General features: G+C 69.3%; 12 protein-coding genes and 2 pseudogenes. 13 read left to right on the top strand and 1 reads right to left on the bottom strand.

The window, feature by feature from the left end; translation table 11 throughout:
- Positions 1-138 precede the first annotated feature (138 nt).
- From V8690_RS14175 to clpX, 3 genes and pseudogenes are all read left to right on the top strand, one after another.
- Positions 139-744, top strand: a complete 606-nt coding sequence (locus V8690_RS14175) for an ATP-dependent Clp protease proteolytic subunit (RefSeq protein WP_010041894.1) — start codon at positions 139-141, stop codon at positions 742-744.
- Positions 745-854: 110 nt separating this feature from the next.
- Complete coding sequence (locus V8690_RS14170; protein ID WP_338778934.1) at positions 855-1,562, top strand: ATP-dependent Clp protease proteolytic subunit; 708 nt, start codon at positions 855-857, stop codon at positions 1,560-1,562.
- Between the two features lie 181 nt (positions 1,563-1,743).
- A pseudogene (gene clpX, locus V8690_RS14165) lies at positions 1,744-3,021 on the top strand (ATP-dependent Clp protease ATP-binding subunit ClpX); the annotation flags it as partial.
- A 68-nt stretch (positions 3,022-3,089) separates the two neighbouring features.
- Here clpX and V8690_RS14160 read toward each other — a convergent pair.
- Positions 3,090-4,040, bottom strand: a complete 951-nt coding sequence (locus V8690_RS14160; RefSeq protein WP_338778932.1) for a hypothetical protein — start codon at positions 4,038-4,040, stop codon at positions 3,090-3,092.
- A 137-nt stretch (positions 4,041-4,177) separates the two neighbouring features.
- Here V8690_RS14160 and V8690_RS14155 point away from each other — a divergent pair, with 137 nt between their 5' ends.
- The 10 genes and pseudogenes from V8690_RS14155 (at position 4,178) to V8690_RS14110 (ending at position 17,562) form a co-directional block, all read left to right on the top strand.
- Entirely contained in the window at positions 4,178-6,802 is a 2,625-nt protein-coding gene (locus V8690_RS14155; RefSeq protein ID WP_338778931.1) for a valine--tRNA ligase, read from the top strand.
- Between the two features lie 178 nt (positions 6,803-6,980).
- Positions 6,981-8,504 carry a folylpolyglutamate synthase/dihydrofolate synthase family protein gene (locus tag V8690_RS14150; RefSeq protein WP_338778930.1) on the top strand — a complete coding sequence of 508 codons (1,524 nt, stop codon included), beginning with the start codon at positions 6,981-6,983 and terminating at the stop codon, positions 8,502-8,504.
- 6 nt (positions 8,505-8,510) lie between these two features.
- The gene (locus V8690_RS14145; protein WP_338778928.1) at positions 8,511-8,867 is read left to right on the top strand and encodes a DUF4233 domain-containing protein; all 357 of its coding nucleotides are present in this window, start codon (positions 8,511-8,513) and stop codon (positions 8,865-8,867) included.
- A 65-nt stretch (positions 8,868-8,932) separates the two neighbouring features.
- Positions 8,933-9,346 carry a nucleoside-diphosphate kinase gene (gene ndk, locus V8690_RS14140; protein WP_020271915.1) on the top strand — a complete coding sequence of 138 codons (414 nt, stop codon included), beginning with the start codon at positions 8,933-8,935 and terminating at the stop codon, positions 9,344-9,346.
- A gap of 262 nt (positions 9,347-9,608) precedes the next feature.
- The gene (locus V8690_RS14135) at positions 9,609-10,628 is read left to right on the top strand and encodes a rod shape-determining protein (protein ID WP_187821978.1); all 1,020 of its coding nucleotides are present in this window, start codon (positions 9,609-9,611) and stop codon (positions 10,626-10,628) included.
- Between the two features lie 145 nt (positions 10,629-10,773).
- Positions 10,774-11,721, top strand: coding sequence for a rod shape-determining protein MreC (gene mreC, locus V8690_RS14130; RefSeq protein ID WP_338778921.1), 948 nt, complete (start codon positions 10,774-10,776; stop codon positions 11,719-11,721).
- 13 nt (positions 11,722-11,734) lie between these two features.
- Positions 11,735-12,406: a rod shape-determining protein MreD gene (gene mreD / locus V8690_RS14125; protein WP_338778920.1), complete on the top strand. Its 672-nt coding sequence runs from the start codon at positions 11,735-11,737 to the stop codon at positions 12,404-12,406.
- A gap of 149 nt (positions 12,407-12,555) precedes the next feature.
- The gene (mrdA, locus tag V8690_RS14120; RefSeq protein ID WP_338778918.1) at positions 12,556-14,802 is read left to right on the top strand and encodes a penicillin-binding protein 2; all 2,247 of its coding nucleotides are present in this window, start codon (positions 12,556-12,558) and stop codon (positions 14,800-14,802) included.
- Positions 14,799-16,001 carry a rod shape-determining protein RodA gene (gene rodA, locus V8690_RS14115; RefSeq protein ID WP_338778916.1) on the top strand — a complete coding sequence of 401 codons (1,203 nt, stop codon included), beginning with the start codon at positions 14,799-14,801 and terminating at the stop codon, positions 15,999-16,001. The genes mrdA and rodA overlap by 4 nt, the downstream gene beginning before the upstream one ends.
- A gap of 54 nt (positions 16,002-16,055) precedes the next feature.
- A pseudogene (locus V8690_RS14110) lies at positions 16,056-17,562 on the top strand (CYTH and CHAD domain-containing protein).
- The last annotated feature ends 86 nt before the right edge of the window (positions 17,563-17,648 follow it).

Below are 17,648 nucleotides of genomic sequence, written 5' to 3'. Positions count from 1 at the left end.
TTCCCCGAAGGGACCCGCGCGTTAGGGTCCATGAGTACCAGGGCAGTGGAGTCTCCGATACGGCTCCCGCCCCGCAGGGAACACGTGAGACGGCCCGGCGCCGTCGTAAGACGAGCAGGTGGATACGTGACGAATCTGATGCCTTCAGCCGCCGGCGAGCCTTCCATCGGTGGTGGCCTCGGCGACCAGGTCTACAACCGGCTGCTCAACGAGCGGATCATCTTCCTCGGCCAGCCGGTCGACGACGACATCGCGAACAAGATCACCGCACAGCTGCTGCTCCTTGCCGCCGAACCGGACAAGGACATCTACCTGTACATCAACAGCCCCGGCGGTTCGATCACGGCCGGCATGGCGATCTACGACACCATGCAGTACATCAAGAACGACGTGGTGACGATCGCCATGGGCCTCGCGGCCTCGATGGGACAGTTCCTGCTCAGCGCGGGCACCCCCGGCAAGCGCTTCGCGCTGCCGAACGCCGAGATCCTCATCCACCAGCCCTCCGCCGGCCTGGCCGGCTCGGCCTCGGACATCAAGATCCACGCCGAGCGGCTGCTGCACACCAAGAAGCGCATGGCCGAGCTCACCGCCCAGCACACGGGCCAGACGGTCGAGCAGATCACCCGCGACTCGGACCGCGACCGCTGGTTCGACGCGTTCGAGGCCAAGGAGTACGGCCTCATCGACGACGTCATGCCCACGGCCGCCGGCATGCCGGGCGGCGGCGGCACCGGGGCCTGAGAGGTCCCCACGGGGCCTGTGGGGCCCCGTGAGGCCCACGGCGCCCTCCCGGGCCCCAGCGACCCCAGACAGCCCCAGCCGACCGCCTCAGCCCTTTTTCAGGAGACACCGTGAACCAGTTCCCCGGCAGCGGGATCTACGACCGTATGCAGGCCGTGCAGGACATGAGCGCCTCGCAGGGCCGCTACACCGGCCCGCAGGCCGAGTCCCGCTATGTCATCCCGCGCTTCGTCGAGCGCACCTCCCAGGGCATCCGCGAGTACGACCCGTACGCGAAGCTCTTCGAGGAGCGCGTGATCTTCCTCGGCGTCCAGATCGACGACGCCTCCGCCAACGACGTCATGGCGCAGCTGCTGTGCCTGGAGTCGATGGACCCCGACCGTGACATCTCGGTCTACATCAACAGCCCCGGTGGCTCCTTCACGGCGCTCACGGCGATCTACGACACGATGCAGTACGTGAAGCCGGACATCCAGACGGTCTGCATGGGCCAGGCGGCCTCCGCCGCCGCCGTCCTGCTGGCCGCCGGTACGCCGGGCAAGCGCATGGCCCTGCCGAACGCGCGCGTGCTGATCCACCAGCCGTACAGCGAGACGGGCCGCGGCCAGGTGTCCGACCTGGAGATCGCCGCCAACGAGATCCTCCGGATGCGCTCGCAGCTGGAGGAGATGCTGGCCAAGCACTCCACGCAGACGATCGAGAAGATCCGCGAGGACATCGAGCGCGACAAGATCCTCACGGCCGAGGACGCGCTGAGCTACGGCCTGATCGACCAGGTCATCACCACCCGGAAGATGGACAACTCGAGCCTGCGCTGAGGCGAGAGGCTGTACCGTCTGCCGCCCCTTGGCACGGTTTGGCACGGTCCACGTCAAAGCGAACCGCGCCAAGGGGGGCCCGAACGAGGGGCCCGGCAAGGTACCGTCGGACATAAGGCAGCACCAGGAGTCCGCTGGACGTCGGCGTCCAGGAGTCTCCCAGGCGAAGGGGAAGCACACCGTGGCACGCATCGGTGACGGCGGCGATCTGCTCAAGTGCTCGTTCTGCGGCAAGAGCCAGAAGCAGGTCAAGAAGCTCATCGCAGGGCCCGGTGTGTACATCTGCGACGAGTGCATCGACCTCTGCAACGAGATCATCGAGGAAGAGCTGGCGGAGACCAGCGAGGTCCGCTGGGAGGAGCTCCCGAAGCCCCGCGAGATCTACGAGTTCCTCGAGGGGTACGTGGTCGGCCAGGAGGCCGCCAAGAAGGCCCTGTCCGTAGCGGTGTACAACCACTACAAGCGGGTCCAGGCCGGTGAGAACGGCGGGGCGAACGGCCGCGACGACGCCATCGAGCTGGCGAAGTCCAACATCCTCCTCCTCGGCCCCACGGGCTCCGGCAAGACCCTCCTCGCGCAGACCCTCGCGCGGATGCTGAACGTCCCCTTCGCGATCGCGGACGCCACGGCCCTGACGGAGGCCGGCGACGTCGGCGAGGACGTCGAGAACATCCTGCTCAAGCTGATCCAGGCCGCCGACTACGACGTCAAGAAGGCCGAGACCGGGATCATCTACATCGACGAGATCGACAAGGTCGCGAGGAAGAGTGAGAACCCCTCGATCACGCGCGACGTGAGCGGGGAGGGCGTACAGCAGGCCCTCCTCAAGATCCTCGAGGGCACCACGGCCTCCGTTCCGCCGCAGGGCGGCCGCAAGCACCCCCACCAGGAGTTCATCCAGATCGACACGACGAACGTGCTGTTCATCGTGGGCGGTGCCTTCGCCGGACTGGAGAAGATCATCGAGTCCCGGGCCGGAGCCAAGGGCATCGGCTTCGGCGCGCAGATCCGCTCCAAGCGCGAGATGGAGTCCAAGGACCAGTTCCAGGAGGTCATGCCGGAGGACCTGGTCAAGTTCGGCATGATCCCCGAGTTCATCGGCCGCCTCCCGGTCATCACCTCGGTCCACAACCTCGATCGCGAGGCCCTGCTCCAGATCCTCGTCGAGCCGCGCAACGCGCTCGTCAAGCAGTACCAGCGCCTCTTCGAACTCGACGGCGTGGAGCTGGACTTCGAGCGCGAGGCCCTCGAAGCCATCGCCGACCAGGCCATCCTCCGCCAGACCGGCGCGCGAGGCCTGCGCGCCATCATGGAGGAGGTCCTCCAGGGCGTGATGTACGAGGTCCCGTCCCGCAAGGACGTGGCCCGGGTCGTCATCACGGCGGACGTCGTCCAGTCGAACGTGAACCCGACGCTGATTCCGCGGGATGCGCGGGGCCGGGGGCCGGGGAGCAGAAGACGGCCTAGTCACCCACTGCACGCGCAGGCGCCCGGCACAGTTGCCGGGCGCCTTCGTCGTTGCCGGGGTCAGGCCTTGACGCGGACTTCCTTGCGGGCCTTGGTGGTGAGGTCGATCGCCACGTCCTTGGTGACGCCCTGCGCCGCGTCACCCGGCGACACGATGGCGATCGTGCTGTAATCGGCCCACGCGCAGAACCAGTTGGTCTTCTCCTGCTCGGTCAGCCGGTCCTGCCCCCTGACCGACTGGCACTTCATGACCGCGCCGTCGAGGTCGGCCGCCTCGGGCTCGCCGACCAGCTCCGGCTTGCCGGATCCGGTGGCGGACTCCTTCTCGGCCGACTTCTTGAAGTTGGCGAAGAACAGGTCCAGTGTCGCCTCCGGGTCGGAGATCTCACCGTAGGCACCGGCCACCGAAAGGGTCTTGGCCGTCGCCATCTTCGCCGCGGACGCCGGGTCGTCGGGGTCGTAGTCGCTCAGGTCCACCGTGTTGTAGAGGCCCGCCGCGGTCTTGGCGTTCTTGACGCCGCTCTTCTCCAGCTCCGCCGTCGAGTCGGCGCCGACGGTCGCCCCGTCCTTCGTGGTGCGCTTGTAGTCGCTGAGCACCGTCGCCGGCGTCGTGAGCTTGTGCGGCCCGTCGTCCTCCAGGCCGCCGCCCCCGCCGATCACGAAGTACGCGCCCACGCCGATCGCGGCCACGACGGCCACCGCGCCGATGATGATGCCCGTCTTCTTCTTGCCCCCGCCCGGGGCCGGGGGCTGAGGGACGCCGTACGGGGCCTGGCCGTGGGGCGGCTGCTGGCCGTACGGGGGCTGCTGGCCGTAGGGATTCGGCTGGGGCGGGACGCCCTGCGGGGGCTGCTGGGGGTAGCCGTAGCCGGGCTGGGGCGGAGGGGCCTGCTGGGGGTAGCCGTAGCCGGGCTGGGGGGCCTGCGGCGGCTGGCCGTAGGGGCCTGGCTGGCCGTACGGTCCGGGCTGCTGGGGCTGCCCGCCGTACGGGCCCGGCTGGTTGTAGCTCATGTTCTGGGTTCCCCTCCAGATGCTGATGCGTTCGAGACATCCTGGCGCAGACCCGCCGTGTGCATGGCATCGGGCCCCCACCGTTACAAGGCAAACGCGTTTCGGGACGGGGTAGTGACACCTCTAAACTGACCCCCGTGACCGAGAACGCTCAGCAGCAGCCACCAGCGCCCAGTACCGACCTGCCGACCCAGTACGCGCCGGCCGACGTAGAGGGGCCGCTGTACGAGCGCTGGGTAGAGCGGGGTTACTTCGAGGCGGACGAGAAGAGCGACAAGCCGCCGTACACGATCGTCATCCCGCCGCCGAACGTCACGGGCTCGCTCCACCTGGGGCACGCCTTCGAGCACACGATCATCGACGCCCTGACCCGCCGTAAGCGCATGCAGGGCTTCGAGACGCTGTGGCAGCCCGGCATGGACCACGCCGGTATCGCCACGCAGAACGTCGTCGAGCGCGAGCTCGCCAAGGAGGGCAAGTCCCGGCACGACTTGGGCCGTGAGGCCTTCGTCGAGCGGGTCTACCAGTGGAAGGCCGAGTCCGGCGGCCAGATCAGCGGGCAGATGCGGCGCCTCGGTGACGGCGTCGCCTGGTCGCGCGAGCGCTTCACCATGGACGAGGGCCTCTCCCAGGCCGTCCAGACCATCTTCAAGCGTCTCTACGACGACGAGCTGATCTACCGCGCCGAGCGCATCATCAACTGGTGCCCCCGGTGCCTGACCGCCATCTCGGACATCGAGGTCGAGTACCAGGACGACGACGGCGAACTCGTCTCCATGAAGTACGGCGACGGCGACGACACCATCGTCGTCGCCACCACCCGCGCCGAGACCATGCTCGGAGACACGGCCGTCGCCGTTCACCCCGAGGACGAGCGCTACCAGCACCTGATCGGCAAGCTGGTCAAGCTGCCGCTGACCGACCGCTCCATCCCGGTCGTCGCGGACGAGCACGTAGACCCCGAGTTCGGCACGGGTGCCGTCAAGGTCACCCCGGCACACGACCCGAACGACTTCGAGATCGGCCAGCGCCACGACCTCCCGGCCCTGACGATCATGGACGAGCACGCCGTGATCACCGCCCACGGCCCCTTCCAGGGCCAGGACCGGCTGGAAGCGCGGTCGGCGATCGTCGCGGCCCTGCGCGCCGAGGGGCGGATCGTCGCCGAGAAGCGGCCGTACGTCCACTCGGTGGGCCACTGCTCGCGCTGCAAGACCACCATCGAGCCGCGCCTGTCCATGCAGTGGTGGGTCAAGGTCGGCCCGCTGGCGAAGGCCGCCGGTGACGCCGTCCGCGACGGGCGCGTTAAGATCCACCCGCAGGAGATGGAGAAGCGCTACTTCGACTGGGTCGACAACCTCCACGACTGGTGCATCTCCCGGCAGTTGTGGTGGGGCCACCGCATCCCGGTCTGGTACGGCCCGAACGGCGAGGTCGTCTGCGTCGGTCCCGACGAGGAGCCGCCGAGCGGCGAGGGCTGGCGTCAGGACACCGACGTCCTCGACACCTGGTTCTCCTCCGGCCTGTGGCCGTTCTCCACGCTCGGCTGGCCCGAACAGACCGAGTCGCTCGCGAAGTTCTACCCGAACTCCGTCCTGGTCACCGGCTACGACATCCTCTTCTTCTGGGTCGCCCGGATGATGATGTTCGGTCTGTACGCGATGGACGGCACCCCGCCGTTCCACACCATCGCCCTGCACGGCATGGTCCGCGACCAGTTCGGCAAGAAGATGTCGAAGTCCTTCGGCAACGCGGTCAACCCGCTGGACTGGATGGACAAGTACGGCTCGGACGCGCTCAGGTTCACTCTGGCCCGTGGCGCGAACCCGGGCGTCGACGTCCCGATCGGCGAGGACTGGGTCCAGGGCTCCCGCAACTTCGCCAACAAGATCTGGAACGCGACGCGCTTCGCGCTGATGAACGGCGCGACGGTGGACGGCCCGCTGCCGGACCCGTCGAAGATGTCCTCGACGGACCGCTGGATCCTCTCCCGGCTCAACACGGTCGTCGCCGAAGTCGACGCGTACTACGACGACTACCAGTTCGCGAAGCTGTCCGACTCCCTGTTCCACTTCGCGTGGGACGAGGTCTTCGACTGGTACGTCGAGCTGTCCAAGACGACGTTCCAGGCGGGCGGCGAGGCGGCCGAGGTCAGCAAGCGCGTCCTCGGCGAGGTCCTCGACGTCACGCTGAAGCTGCTGCACCCTGTGGTCCCCTTCGTCACCGAGACCCTGTGGACCACCCTCACGGGCGGTGAGTCGGTCGTCATCGCCGACTGGCCCAAGGACAGCGGCTTCCGGGACGCCGACGCCGAGCGCGAGATCGAGAGCCTCCAGTCGGTCATCACCGAGGTCCGCCGCTTCCGCGCCGACCAGGGGCTCCAGCCCGGCCAGCGGGTCCCGGCCCGGCTGACCCTGGACAGCACGCCGTTCGCGGCGCACGAGGCCGCCGTCCGCCAGCTGCTCCGGCTCCAGCCGGAGGGCGACGCCTTCACGGCCACGGCGACCCTGCCGGTCGCCGGCGCGGAGGTCGCCCTCGACCTGTCCGGCACGATCGACGTGGCGGCGGAGCGCAAGCGCCTCGCGAAGGACCTCGCGGCGGCGGAGAAGGAGAAGGCGCAGGCGGGCGCCAAGCTCGGCAACGAGGCGTTCCTGGCGAAGGCTCCCGACCACGTGGTGGAGAAGATCCGCACCCGCCTGTCCAAGGCGGAGGAGGACATCGCCCGGATCCAGGCGCAGCTGGATCGTTTGCCGCAGGGTTAAGGGTTCGTACGGGTGTGTGAGGCCCCCGGAGCCGTCAGGCCGGGGGCCTCAGCCGTGGCTCAGCGGCACGTACCCAAGGGGCGCGGGGAAGTGCGCGACAAGCCACAGACAACCCGCACGAACACCACGACACAAACCACCCCCGAGCAATGTCACCCCCGCTCCGTAGACTGGCCCCGTGAGCGAGCTCCCTCCAGACCACAGCGCCGACGACCAGCCCGACCCCCTCAACACCTTCGACGAGATCATCGCGGAGGAGACCACCCGCGACCCCGACCTCGCCGTCATCGAAGCCGGCAGCCGAACCCTGCGTACCCAGGGCGGCCCCCCGGAGGCCGACATCCCGACCAGGCCCGCCGACCCCGAGGTCGACAAGGCCCTGCGCGAGGTCGAGGCGGAGCTCGCCACGCGCTGGGGCGAGACCAAGCTGGAGCCCTCCGTCAGCCGTATCGCCGCGCTGATGGACGTGCTGGGAGAGCCGCAGCGGTCGTACCCGTCGATCCACATCACGGGGACGAACGGCAAGACCTCCACGGCCCGCATGATCGAGGCCCTGCTCGGCGCCTTCGAGCTGCGGACCGGCCGCTACACCTCGCCGCACGTGCAGTCGATCACCGAGCGCATCAGCCTGGACGGCGCCCCCATCTCCGCCGAGCGGTTCATCGAGACGTACCAGGACATCAAGCCGTACGTGGAGATGGTCGACGGCCGACAGGAGTACCGGCTGTCCTTCTTCGAGGTGCTGACCGGAATGGCGTACGCGGCGTTCGCCGACGCGCCCGTCGACGTCGCCGTCGTCGAGGTCGGCATGGGCGGCTCCTGGGACGCCACGAACGTGATCGACGGTGACGTCGCCGTCGTCACCCCCATAGACCTCGACCACACCGACCGGCTCGGCACCACGCACGCGGAGATCGCCGCCGAGAAGGCCGGCATCGTCAAGCAGGGCGCGACCGTCATCCTGGCGCAGCAGCCGGTCGACGCGGCGCAGGTGCTGCTGAAGAAGGCCGTCGAGGTGGACGCGACCGTGGCCCGGGAGGGGCTGGAGTTCGGTGTCGTGGACCGGCAGGTGGCCGTGGGCGGACAGCTGCTGACGCTGCGCGGCCTCGGCGGCGAGTACACCGAGGTGTACCTGCCGCTGCACGGCGCGCACCAGGCGCACAACGCGGCCGTCGCGCTCGCCGCCGTGGAGGCGTTCTTCGGCGTCGGCGCGCAGCGGCCCGATCCGCTGGATTTGGACACGGTCCGCAAGGCGTTCGCGGCCGTCGCCTCGCCGGGCCGGCTGGAGGTCGTGCGGCGTTCCCCGACGGTGGTGCTGGACGCCGCCCACAATCCGGCGGGTGCCCGGGCCGCTGCCGAGGCGGTCGGGGAGGCCTTCCAGTTCAGCCGCCTCATCGGTGTGGTCGGCGCCAGCGGCGACAAGAACGTGCGGGGGCTGCTGGAGGCCTTCGAGCCGGTGTTCGCCGAAGTCGTGGTCACGCAGAACTCCAGCCACCGCGCGATGGACGCCGACGAGCTGGCCGGCATCGCCGTCGAGGTGTTCGGCGAGGAGCGCGTCCAGGTCGAGCCGCGGCTGCCCGACGCGCTGGAGGCCGCGATCACGCTGGCCGAGGAGGAGGGCGAGTTCGCGGGCGGCGGTGTGCTCGTCACCGGTTCCGTCATCACCGTCGGCGAGGCCCGACTGCTCCTGGGGAGGGGCTGAGATCCCGTGCGTACGCTCTGTTCTTCGACCCTGATCGGCGAGTTCTTCATCATCGGCTTCGCCGGTCTGGTCGCCATGAAGGACCCGGACCTGTCCATGGCGACCGTGTGGACGGTCAGCGGTGTCGCGATGTTCCTGTGCCTGGTGCTGTGCGGCCTGGTGACGCGCCCGGGCGGGGTCGCGCTCGGCTGGGCGTTGCAGATCGCGCTGGTCGCGTCGGGCTTCGCCGTGCCGATGATGTTCTTCCTGGGCGTGGTCTTCGCGGCCCTGTGGTGGGCGTCCGTGCACTACGGGCGGAAGGTGGACGAGGCGAAGGCGAGATTCGCGGACCGGTCCGGCTCCTCCACACCTGACGCTGCGTAACAGACGCCCCGACACGCCGGGTAATCTCGTCTCACCGCACAACCTTGATGCATAAGGAGCCCGTCGTGAGCCAGCGCACCCTCGTCCTCCTCAAGCCCGACGCCGTCCGTCGAGGCCTGACCGGCGAGATCATCAGCCGCATCGAGCGCAAGGCGGGCTGGACGATCACCGCGCTGGAGCTGCGCACCCTGGACCAGGACACGCTGGAGCAGCACTACGGCGAGCACAAGGGCAAGCCCTTCTACGAGCCGCTGGTGGAGTTCATGGCCTCCGGCCCGGTCGTGGCGATGATCGTCGAGGGCGAGCGGGTCATCGAGGGGCTGCGGGCGCTCGCCGGCCCGACCGACCCGATCGCCGCGGCCCCCGGCTCCATCCGCGGCGACTACGGCGTCATCGTCCGGGAGAACCTGATCCACGCCTCCGACTCGGAGGAGTCCGCCGAGCGCGAGGTGAAGATCTTCTTCCCGGGTCGCGCGTAAGGCGAACGGCGAGGGAAGTCTGGGGGCGGGGCTCCCGGACTTCTTGGCATATGCGTGGCGATCGAGGGAACGATGGTCCCCAAACGCCCGTCTCCACAAGCGAACGCGCACAGCATCTGCTGACAATGACGGAGACCCTCCCGCAGTGTTCGCGAAGGCGCGTCTACGATGGAAGCCTTCACGTCACAGCACCCACCTTTGCCTACCTGAAAAGCCCTCAAAAGCTAGTGGGAAGGCCAGACGAATCCTGATGGGGAACTCAATGTCGTTCATCGGCCGTGACATGGCTGTCGACCTCGGGACCGCCAACACGCTGGTGTACGTCAGGGGTCGCGGGATCGTACTCAACGAGCCGTCCGTCGTCGCGATCAACACCAACACCGGTGGCATCCTCGCGGTCGGTGCCGAAGCGAAGAAGATGATCGGGCGCACACCCGGCAACATCGTTGCCGTTCGTCCACTGAAGGACGGTGTGATCGCCGACTTCGAGATCACCGAGCGGATGCTCCGCTACTTCATCCTGAAGATCCACAAGCGGCGGTATCTGGCTCGTCCGCGGGTCGTCGTCTGCGTGCCCTCGGGCATCACGGGCGTCGAGCGCCGCGCCGTCATCGAGGCGTCGTCCCAGGCCGGCGCCCGCCAGGTGCACATCATCGAGGAGCCCATGGCCGCGGCCATCGGCTCCGGCCTGCCGGTCCACGAGGCCACGGGCAACATGGTGGTCGACATCGGCGGCGGCACCACAGAGGTCGCGGTCATCTCCCTCGGCGGCATCGTCACCGCCCAGTCCATCCGCGTCGCGGGCGACGAACTGGACAACGCGATCATCCAGCACATCAAGAAGGAGTACTCCCTCCTGCTGGGTGAGCGCACGGCCGAGCAGATCAAGATCACGATCGGTTCGGCGTACGACCTCGACTCCGACGAGCACACCGAAATCCGCGGGCGTGACCTGGTCTCCGGGCTGCCGAAGACCGTGGTCGTCTCCGCGGCCGAAGTCCGCAAGGCGATCGAGGAGCCGGTCAACGCGATCGTCGACGCCGTCAAGACGACCCTCGACAAGTGTCCGCCGGAGCTGTCCGGCGACATCATGGACCGAGGAATCGTTCTGACCGGCGGGGGAGCGCTGCTCAGGGGCCTGGACGAGCGGCTGCGCCGGGAGACCGGTATGCCGATCCACATCGCCGAGGACCCTCTGGACAGCGTGGCGCTCGGATCCGGAAAGTGTGTCGAGGAGTTCGAGGCGCTCCAGCAGGTTCTGGACGCCCAGCCGCGCAGATGACGTAACTCTTCGATTCCGCCGTACGGGACGATCTCCTCTCGTACGGCGGATCATTGATATAGATGCACAAGCTCCCACAATGCAGCCCCTCGGGTTTCCCTGGGGCTTCCCGGAATTCCTATGAGGAAGGGCACGGCCGCCGCACGTGAGGGACACACGAGAGAGTCGGCTGCTCCTGGTGCTGCTGATCGCCATCGCGTTCGCGTTGATCACGGTGGACATTCGCGGCGGGGAGGATTCCCCGGTCGACGGTGCCCGGCAGGGCGCGGCGACGGTCTTCGGCCCGATCGAGAGCGGTGTGTCGGCCGCGGTCGACCCGGTCGGCAACGCGGTCTCCGCCATCCGGGACTCCGGCGAGCGGCACGACCGGCTCGCCGCGCTGGAAGAGGAGAACGCGGCCCTGAAGGCCCGGCTCGGCAGCGACGACCGCAGCCGCAGCCGCCTCAAGCAGCTCGACAAGATGCTGAAGATCTCCGGCCAGGGCCAGTACGGCATCAAGGGCGCCGAGGTCATCGCCATCGGGGCCGCTCAGGGCTTCTCCTGGACCATCACCATCGACGTCGGCGCCAACGACGGCATCAAACGCGACATGACCGTCCTGAACGGGGACGGGCTCGTCGGCCGGGTCACCACCGTCGGGCCCAACACCGCCACGGTCCTGCTCGCCAGCGACCCCGACTTCACGGTCGGCACCCGGATGGAGGCCAGCGACGAGCTCGGTTTCGCCTCCGGGCAGGGCGACCGCCCGCTGCGCGTGGAACTCCTCAACGGCAAGGCGGAGGTGAAGAAGGGCGACCGCCTGGTCACCTTCGGCTCGCAGGCCGACCGGCCGTTCGTGCCCGGCGTGCCCGTCGGCGTGGTCTCCCGCGTCGACCCGTCAGGTGGGGGGCTGACCCGCACGCTCTACGTCACGCCGTACGCCGCCTTCAGCAAGCTCGACATCGTCGGTGTCGTCGTCGAGGCCCCGAAGAAGGACCCGCGCGACACGGTGCTCCCGCCCAAGCCGAAGCCGACTCCCAGGCCGACGGTGACGGTGACCGTGACGCCGTCCGCCGAGGCCCCCGCGGACGGCCAGATCCAGCAAGAGCAGTAGGAGCTGTCACCCCATGCGCGTCAACCGGATCCTGCTCTCCTCCGCCCTGGTCGTCGTCGCCCTGGTGGTCCAGGTGAGCGTCCTCGCCCGCCTCCATCTGCCGGGCGCCGTGCCCGACCTGATGCTCCTCACCGTCCTCGGCCTGGCGCTGGTGTACGGCCATGTGGGCGGCGCCCTCATCGGTTTCGGCGCGGGCCTGCTCGCCGATCTGGCCCCGCCCGCCGACCACGCCGCCGGGCGCTACGCCCTCGTGCTGTGCCTCATCGGCTACCTCGCGGGCCTGGTGAAACCGGAGACGGGCCAGCTGAAGTCCGCGACCGGCCCCATGGTCGTGGTGGTCGCCGCCGCCCTCGGCTCCACCCTGCTGTACGCCGGGGTCGGTGCCCTCGTCGGTGACACCGCCGCCCGCCATGTGGGCCTGGGCAGCTTGCTGTTCACGGCAGCCCTGTACGACCTGCTGCTCGCCCCGTTCGTGGTGCCGGGGGTCATGGCGCTGGCCAGACGCGCCGAGAACGATCCGCTCGCCGAGGCCGGCTCCGCCGCCAAGGCCACCGACATCTCCTCCGGCTGGCTCTCCGGCGGCACCGGCCTGAACATCGGCAGCCAGCGCAACAAGCTGCGGGTGAAGGCGGCCCGGGCACGGATGGCGCGGGCGGGGCGCATCAAGGGGGTCAAGCGGCTGTGAACTCAGGGAAGTTCACCCGAACGGGCCGGTCCGGTCAGGAACGCCGGCGTGTGGACCCGTCGTTCCCCACTCGTATCCGCACACGCGTGCCCGGACACACCGTCGTATCCGCACATCCGTACGCGCACCGAGAGGGGGAGTCGGCCGCAGTGACCAACATTCCCGAGACCGGCCGGAACCCACGGGTCCAGATCCGGCTCGTCGTCATCCAGGTCCTCGTCCTCTCCCTCCTGCTCACCCTCGGCGGACGCCTGTGGTACCTCCAGATCCGTGAGGGCGCGGCCTACGCCAAGGAGGCGTCGGGGAACCACGTCCAGCAGGTCGTCCAGCCGGCCGTCCGCGGCTCCATCCTGGACGCGCGCGGCGTGGCCCTCGCCGACAACGAGACGCGACTGGTCGTCTCCGCCTCCCGCACCGACCTGCTGAAGATGCCGGACGACGGCAAGGATGTCCTCACCAAGCTCGCCTCGGTCCTGGAGATGACCCCCGAGGAGGTTCAGGAGAAGGTCCGGCTGTGCGACGCCAAGACTCCCCAGCCCTGCTGGAACGGCTCGCCCTACCAGCCCATCCCCATCACCGACGAGGCCACCCCCAAGCAGGCCCTCCAGATCCGCGAGCGCGCCGAGGACTTCCCCGGCATCACCGCCGAGCCCCAGGCCGTGCGCCGCTACCCGAGCCCGGGCAAGGCCAACACCGCCCAGGTCCTCGGCTACCTCTCGCCGGTCACCGACGAGGAGATCAAGAAGGCGCAGAACACCAACTCGCCCTACCTGCGCTCCGACCAGGTCGGCCGTTCCGGCCTGGAGCGCGAGTACGACAAGCAGCTGCGCGGCAAGGCCGGCGTCACGCGCTACGAGGTCGACAACCTCGGCCGCGTCATCGGCCAGGCCGAGGCCGACCCGGCCCACCCCGGCGACAACCTCGTCACCAGCATCGACGCCCGCGTCCAGCGGATCGCCGAGTACGAGCTGAACGAGGCCATGAAGCAGGCCCGCAAGGAGCACGACCGCAACACGGGCACGAACTACAAGGCCGACTCCGGCGCCGTCGTCGTCATGGAGGCCAAGACCGGCCGCGTCGTCGCCATGGCCTCCAACCCGACGTACGACCCGAACGCCTGGGTGGGCGGCATCTCCGCCAAGGACTACGCGCGGCTCACCGGCAAGAGCTCCAACTACCCGCTGCTCAACCGCGCGATCCAGGGCCAGTCGGCACCCGGCTCCATCTTCAAGGTCATCCCGACGGCCGCCGCGGTCAACGCGGGCTACTCCTTCAACGGCCCCTACCAGTGCTCCAGCTCGTACTCGATCGGCGGCCAGGTCTTCAAGAACTTCGAGTCCAAGGGATACGGCCCGATCAGCCTCGGCCGCGCCCTGGAGGTCTCCTGCGACACGGTCTTCTACCGGCTCTCCCACGAGGAGTGGAAGAAGGACGGCGGCACCAAGCCGAAGAAGAACGCCAAGGACTGGTTCTACAAGACCGCCCACCAGTTCGGCCTCGGCAAGGAAACCGGCATCGACCTGCCCAACGAGGTCACCGGCCGCGTCCCCGACCGCCAGTGGAAGCTGGACTACTGGAAGGCCAACAAGGACGCCTGGTGCCGCACCGGCAAGCGCAACGGCAGCTACGCCGAGAAGATCGCCTACGAGAACTGCCTCGAAGGCAACCGCATGCGCGCCGGTGACTCCGTCAACTACTCCATCGGCCAGGGCGACACCCTCGTCACCCCCATCCAGATGGCCACCATCTACTCGGCCATCTCCAATGGCGGCACCATGTACACCCCCTCGGTCGGCAAGGCCGTCATCAGCGCCGACGGCAAGACCGTCACGCCCATCAAGCCCAAGTCGCACGGCAAGCTGCCGATGACGCAGAAGACGCGCAGCGAGATAAGCGATGCCCTCGCGGGAGTCGCCACCCGCGGTACGGCCGCCTGGCGGTTCGGCGGCTGGCCGCAGGACAAGATCCCGATGCACGCCAAGACGGGTACGGCGGAGGTCTACGGCAAGCAGACCACCTCCTGGTTCGCCACGTACACCAAGGACTACTCGATCGTCATGACGATCTCCCAGGGTGGTACGGGCTCCGGCGCCTCGGGCCCCGCCGTCCGCAACATCTACAACGCGCTGTACGGCGTCTCCCCGGACGGCGACATCGACCCGAAGAAGGCGCTGCTGCCCACCCCGGAGAAGGCCCTGCCGAAGGTCAGGACGGACGGCACCATCGCCTCCCCGAAGGTCCCCAAGGACCCGGCCAAGGACCAGCAGGCGAACAAGAAGGACCCGAACGCCTCGGCCGACCCGCTCCAGCCTGCGACGGCGGCCCCGCCGACGCCTCAGAACCGTGACACCCGAAGGCGCCGCCGCCGGCGGGGAAGCCGGAGGTTGCCGACATGACCGGCGGTGCGAACAGCTTCCAGGTCTCCGGCTACGGCCCCGAGCGCTCCGGCTGGACCAGGCTCCTCGCCCGCGACTCGGTGGCGCGGCGGCTCGACTGGCCGATCCTGCTGTCGGCGACGGCGCTGTCGCTGCTCGGCACGCTCCTCGTCTACTCGGCGACCCGCAACCGCACGGAGCTCAACCAGGGCGACCCGTACTACTTCCTCGTCCGGCACCTGCTGAACACCGGCATCGGCCTCGCCCTGATGGCCGGCACGATCTGGCTCGGCCACCGCGGCCTGCGCACGGCCGTCCCGTTCCTGTACGGCCTCTCGCTCCTGCTGATCCTGCTGGTGCTCACACCACTGGGCTCCACCATCAACGGCGCCCACTCCTGGATCAAGCTCCCCGGCGGCTTCTCCCTCCAGCCCTCGGAGTTCGTGAAGGTCACGATCATCCTGGGCATGGCGATGCTGCTGGCGGCCAGAGTCGACGCGGGCGACAGGCAGTACCCCGACCACCGCACGGTCGTGCAGGCGCTGGGCCTGGCAGCCGTGCCCATGGCGATCGTGATGCTCATGCCCGACCTCGGGTCGGTCATGGTGATGGTCATCATCGTGCTCGGCGTGCTGCTCGCCTCCGGCGCCACCAACCGGTGGGTGTTCGGGCTGCTCGGCGCGGGTTCGCTCGGCGCGATCACCGTCTGGCAGCTCGGGGTGCTCGACGACTACCAGATCGCCCGCTTCGCCGCCTTCGCCAACCCGGAGCTCGACCCGGCCGGCGTCGGCTACAACACCAACCAGGCCCGTATCGCCATCGGCTCCGGCGGCCTGACCGGCTCCGGCCTCTTCCACGGCTCGCAGACCACCGGCCAGTTCGTGCCCGAGCAGCAGACGGACTTCGTCTTCACCGTGGCGGGGGAGGAGCTGGGCTTCCTCGGCGGCGGCCTGATCATCCTGCTGCTCGGCATCGTGCTGTGGCGGGCCTGCCGTATCGCCCGGGAGACGAGCGATCTGTACGGCACGATCGTGGCCGCCGGCATCGTCGCCTGGTTCGCCTTCCAGACGTTCGAGAACATCGGCATGACGCTCGGCATCATGCCGGTCACCGGCCTGCCGCTGCCGTTCGTGTCCTACGGCGGTTCGTCGATGTTCGCCGTGTGGATAGCGGTCGGTCTGTTGCAGTCGATCCGGGTACAGCGCCCGATGTCGGCGTGAACGGAGGCGGGACGGCCCCTGCCGCCCCGCCTCCGGGCCGACTAGATTCGGTCCATGGCGGACACCAAGCGTGAGATCGAGCGGAAGTACGAGTCCGAGGACAGCGGGCTTCCCGACCTGACCGGTGTCGCCGGGGTCGCGGCCGTGCTCGACAAGGGCGTCGCCCACCTCGACGCCACCTACTACGACACCGCCGACGAACGCCTCGCCGCGTCGTCCATCACCCTGCGCCGCCGCACCGGCGGCTCGGACGCGGGCTGGCATCTGAAGTTCCCCGTCGCCCCCGGCGTCCGCGACGAGATCCACGCCCCGCTCTCCGACACCCTCCCCGGTGACCTCGCCGGGCTTGTCCGCTCCCGCGTCCGCGACGGCGAACTGCTGCCCGTCGTCCGGCTGCGCTCCGACCGGGACGTACGTCACCTCGTCGACGCCGACGGCCGGCTGCTCGCCGAGGTCAGCGTCGACGAGGTACGGGCCGACCGGCTCACGGCCGACGGCGGTGAAGCGCAGTGGACGGAGATCGAGGTGGAGCTCGCAGACGGGGGAGACCCGGCCTTCCTCGACAAGGTGGACAAGCGGCTGCGCAAGGCGGGCGTACGGCCGTCGGCCTCGGCGTCGAAGCTGGCGCGGGCCCTGGCGGAGACGGCGCCGCACCAGCAGCGCACGTCCGCTCCCGCAGGGAAACCGGTGACCGCCGGAGACCACGTCCTGGCGTATGCGCGCGCCCAGCGGGACGCCATCGTCGAGCTCGACCCGGCCGTGCGGCGGGACGCCGAGGACTCCGTGCACAGGATGCGCGTCGCCACCCGCCGGCTGCGCAGCACCTTCAAGTCGTACGGCGAGATCCTCGACCGGACCGTCACCGACCCGGTCGGCGACGAGCTCAAGTGGCTGGCCGGTGAGCTGGGCCGGGACCGGGACCGCGAGGTGCTGACCGAACGGCTCACGGCGGCCCTCGACGAGGTGCCGGCCGCCCTGGTCCGCGGCCCGGTCGCAGAGCGGCTGCGCACCTGGTCGAGCGCCGAGCACGGCGGGGCCCGCGGCCGGCTCATCGGCGTCCTGGACTCGGGCCGCTACCTCGCCCTGCTGGACGCACTGGACGCGCTGATCGCCGATCCGCCCCTGCGGAAGGCGGCCTGGCAAGAAGCCCTCCAAGCCGATCGCCAAGGCCGTGAAGAAGGACTTCCGCAAGGTCGCCGGGCTGGTCGAGCGGGCCGCGGAACTGGAGCCCGGCACCGACCGGGATGTCGCGATCCACGACGCCCGCAAGAAGACCAAGCGTGCCCGCTACGCGGCGGAGGCGGCCCGACCGGCCCTCGGCAAGCCGGCCAAGGCCCTGGTCAAGTCCATGAAGGCGCTCCAGAACCTGCTCGGCGAGCACCAGGACAGCGTGATGGCCCGGCAGGCGCTGCGCGAGCTGTCGGCGGTCGCCCACGCGGCCGGGGAGAGCGCCTTCACCTACGGCCTGCTCCATGAGCGCGAGGAGCAGCGGGCGGTGCGCGTGGAGACCGAGCTGCCCGGATTCTGGGAGAGGACCAAGGGCGGGGCGGCGGGCCTCTGATCTTCCGCGCGTACGAAGGTACGGCCCGGTCGCGTTAGTCTGGATGGTCACCCTGCCCGTTCAGTCCAGCTCACGAAGGTGCGCGA

Origin of the sequence: Streptomyces sp. DG1A-41 (assembly GCF_037055355.1) — a bacterium.
Lineage (GTDB): Bacteria > Actinomycetota > Actinomycetes > Streptomycetales > Streptomycetaceae > Streptomyces.
The sequence above is the reverse complement of the archived record's forward strand: the minus strand, read 5'-3'. Positions and strand labels throughout refer to the sequence as shown.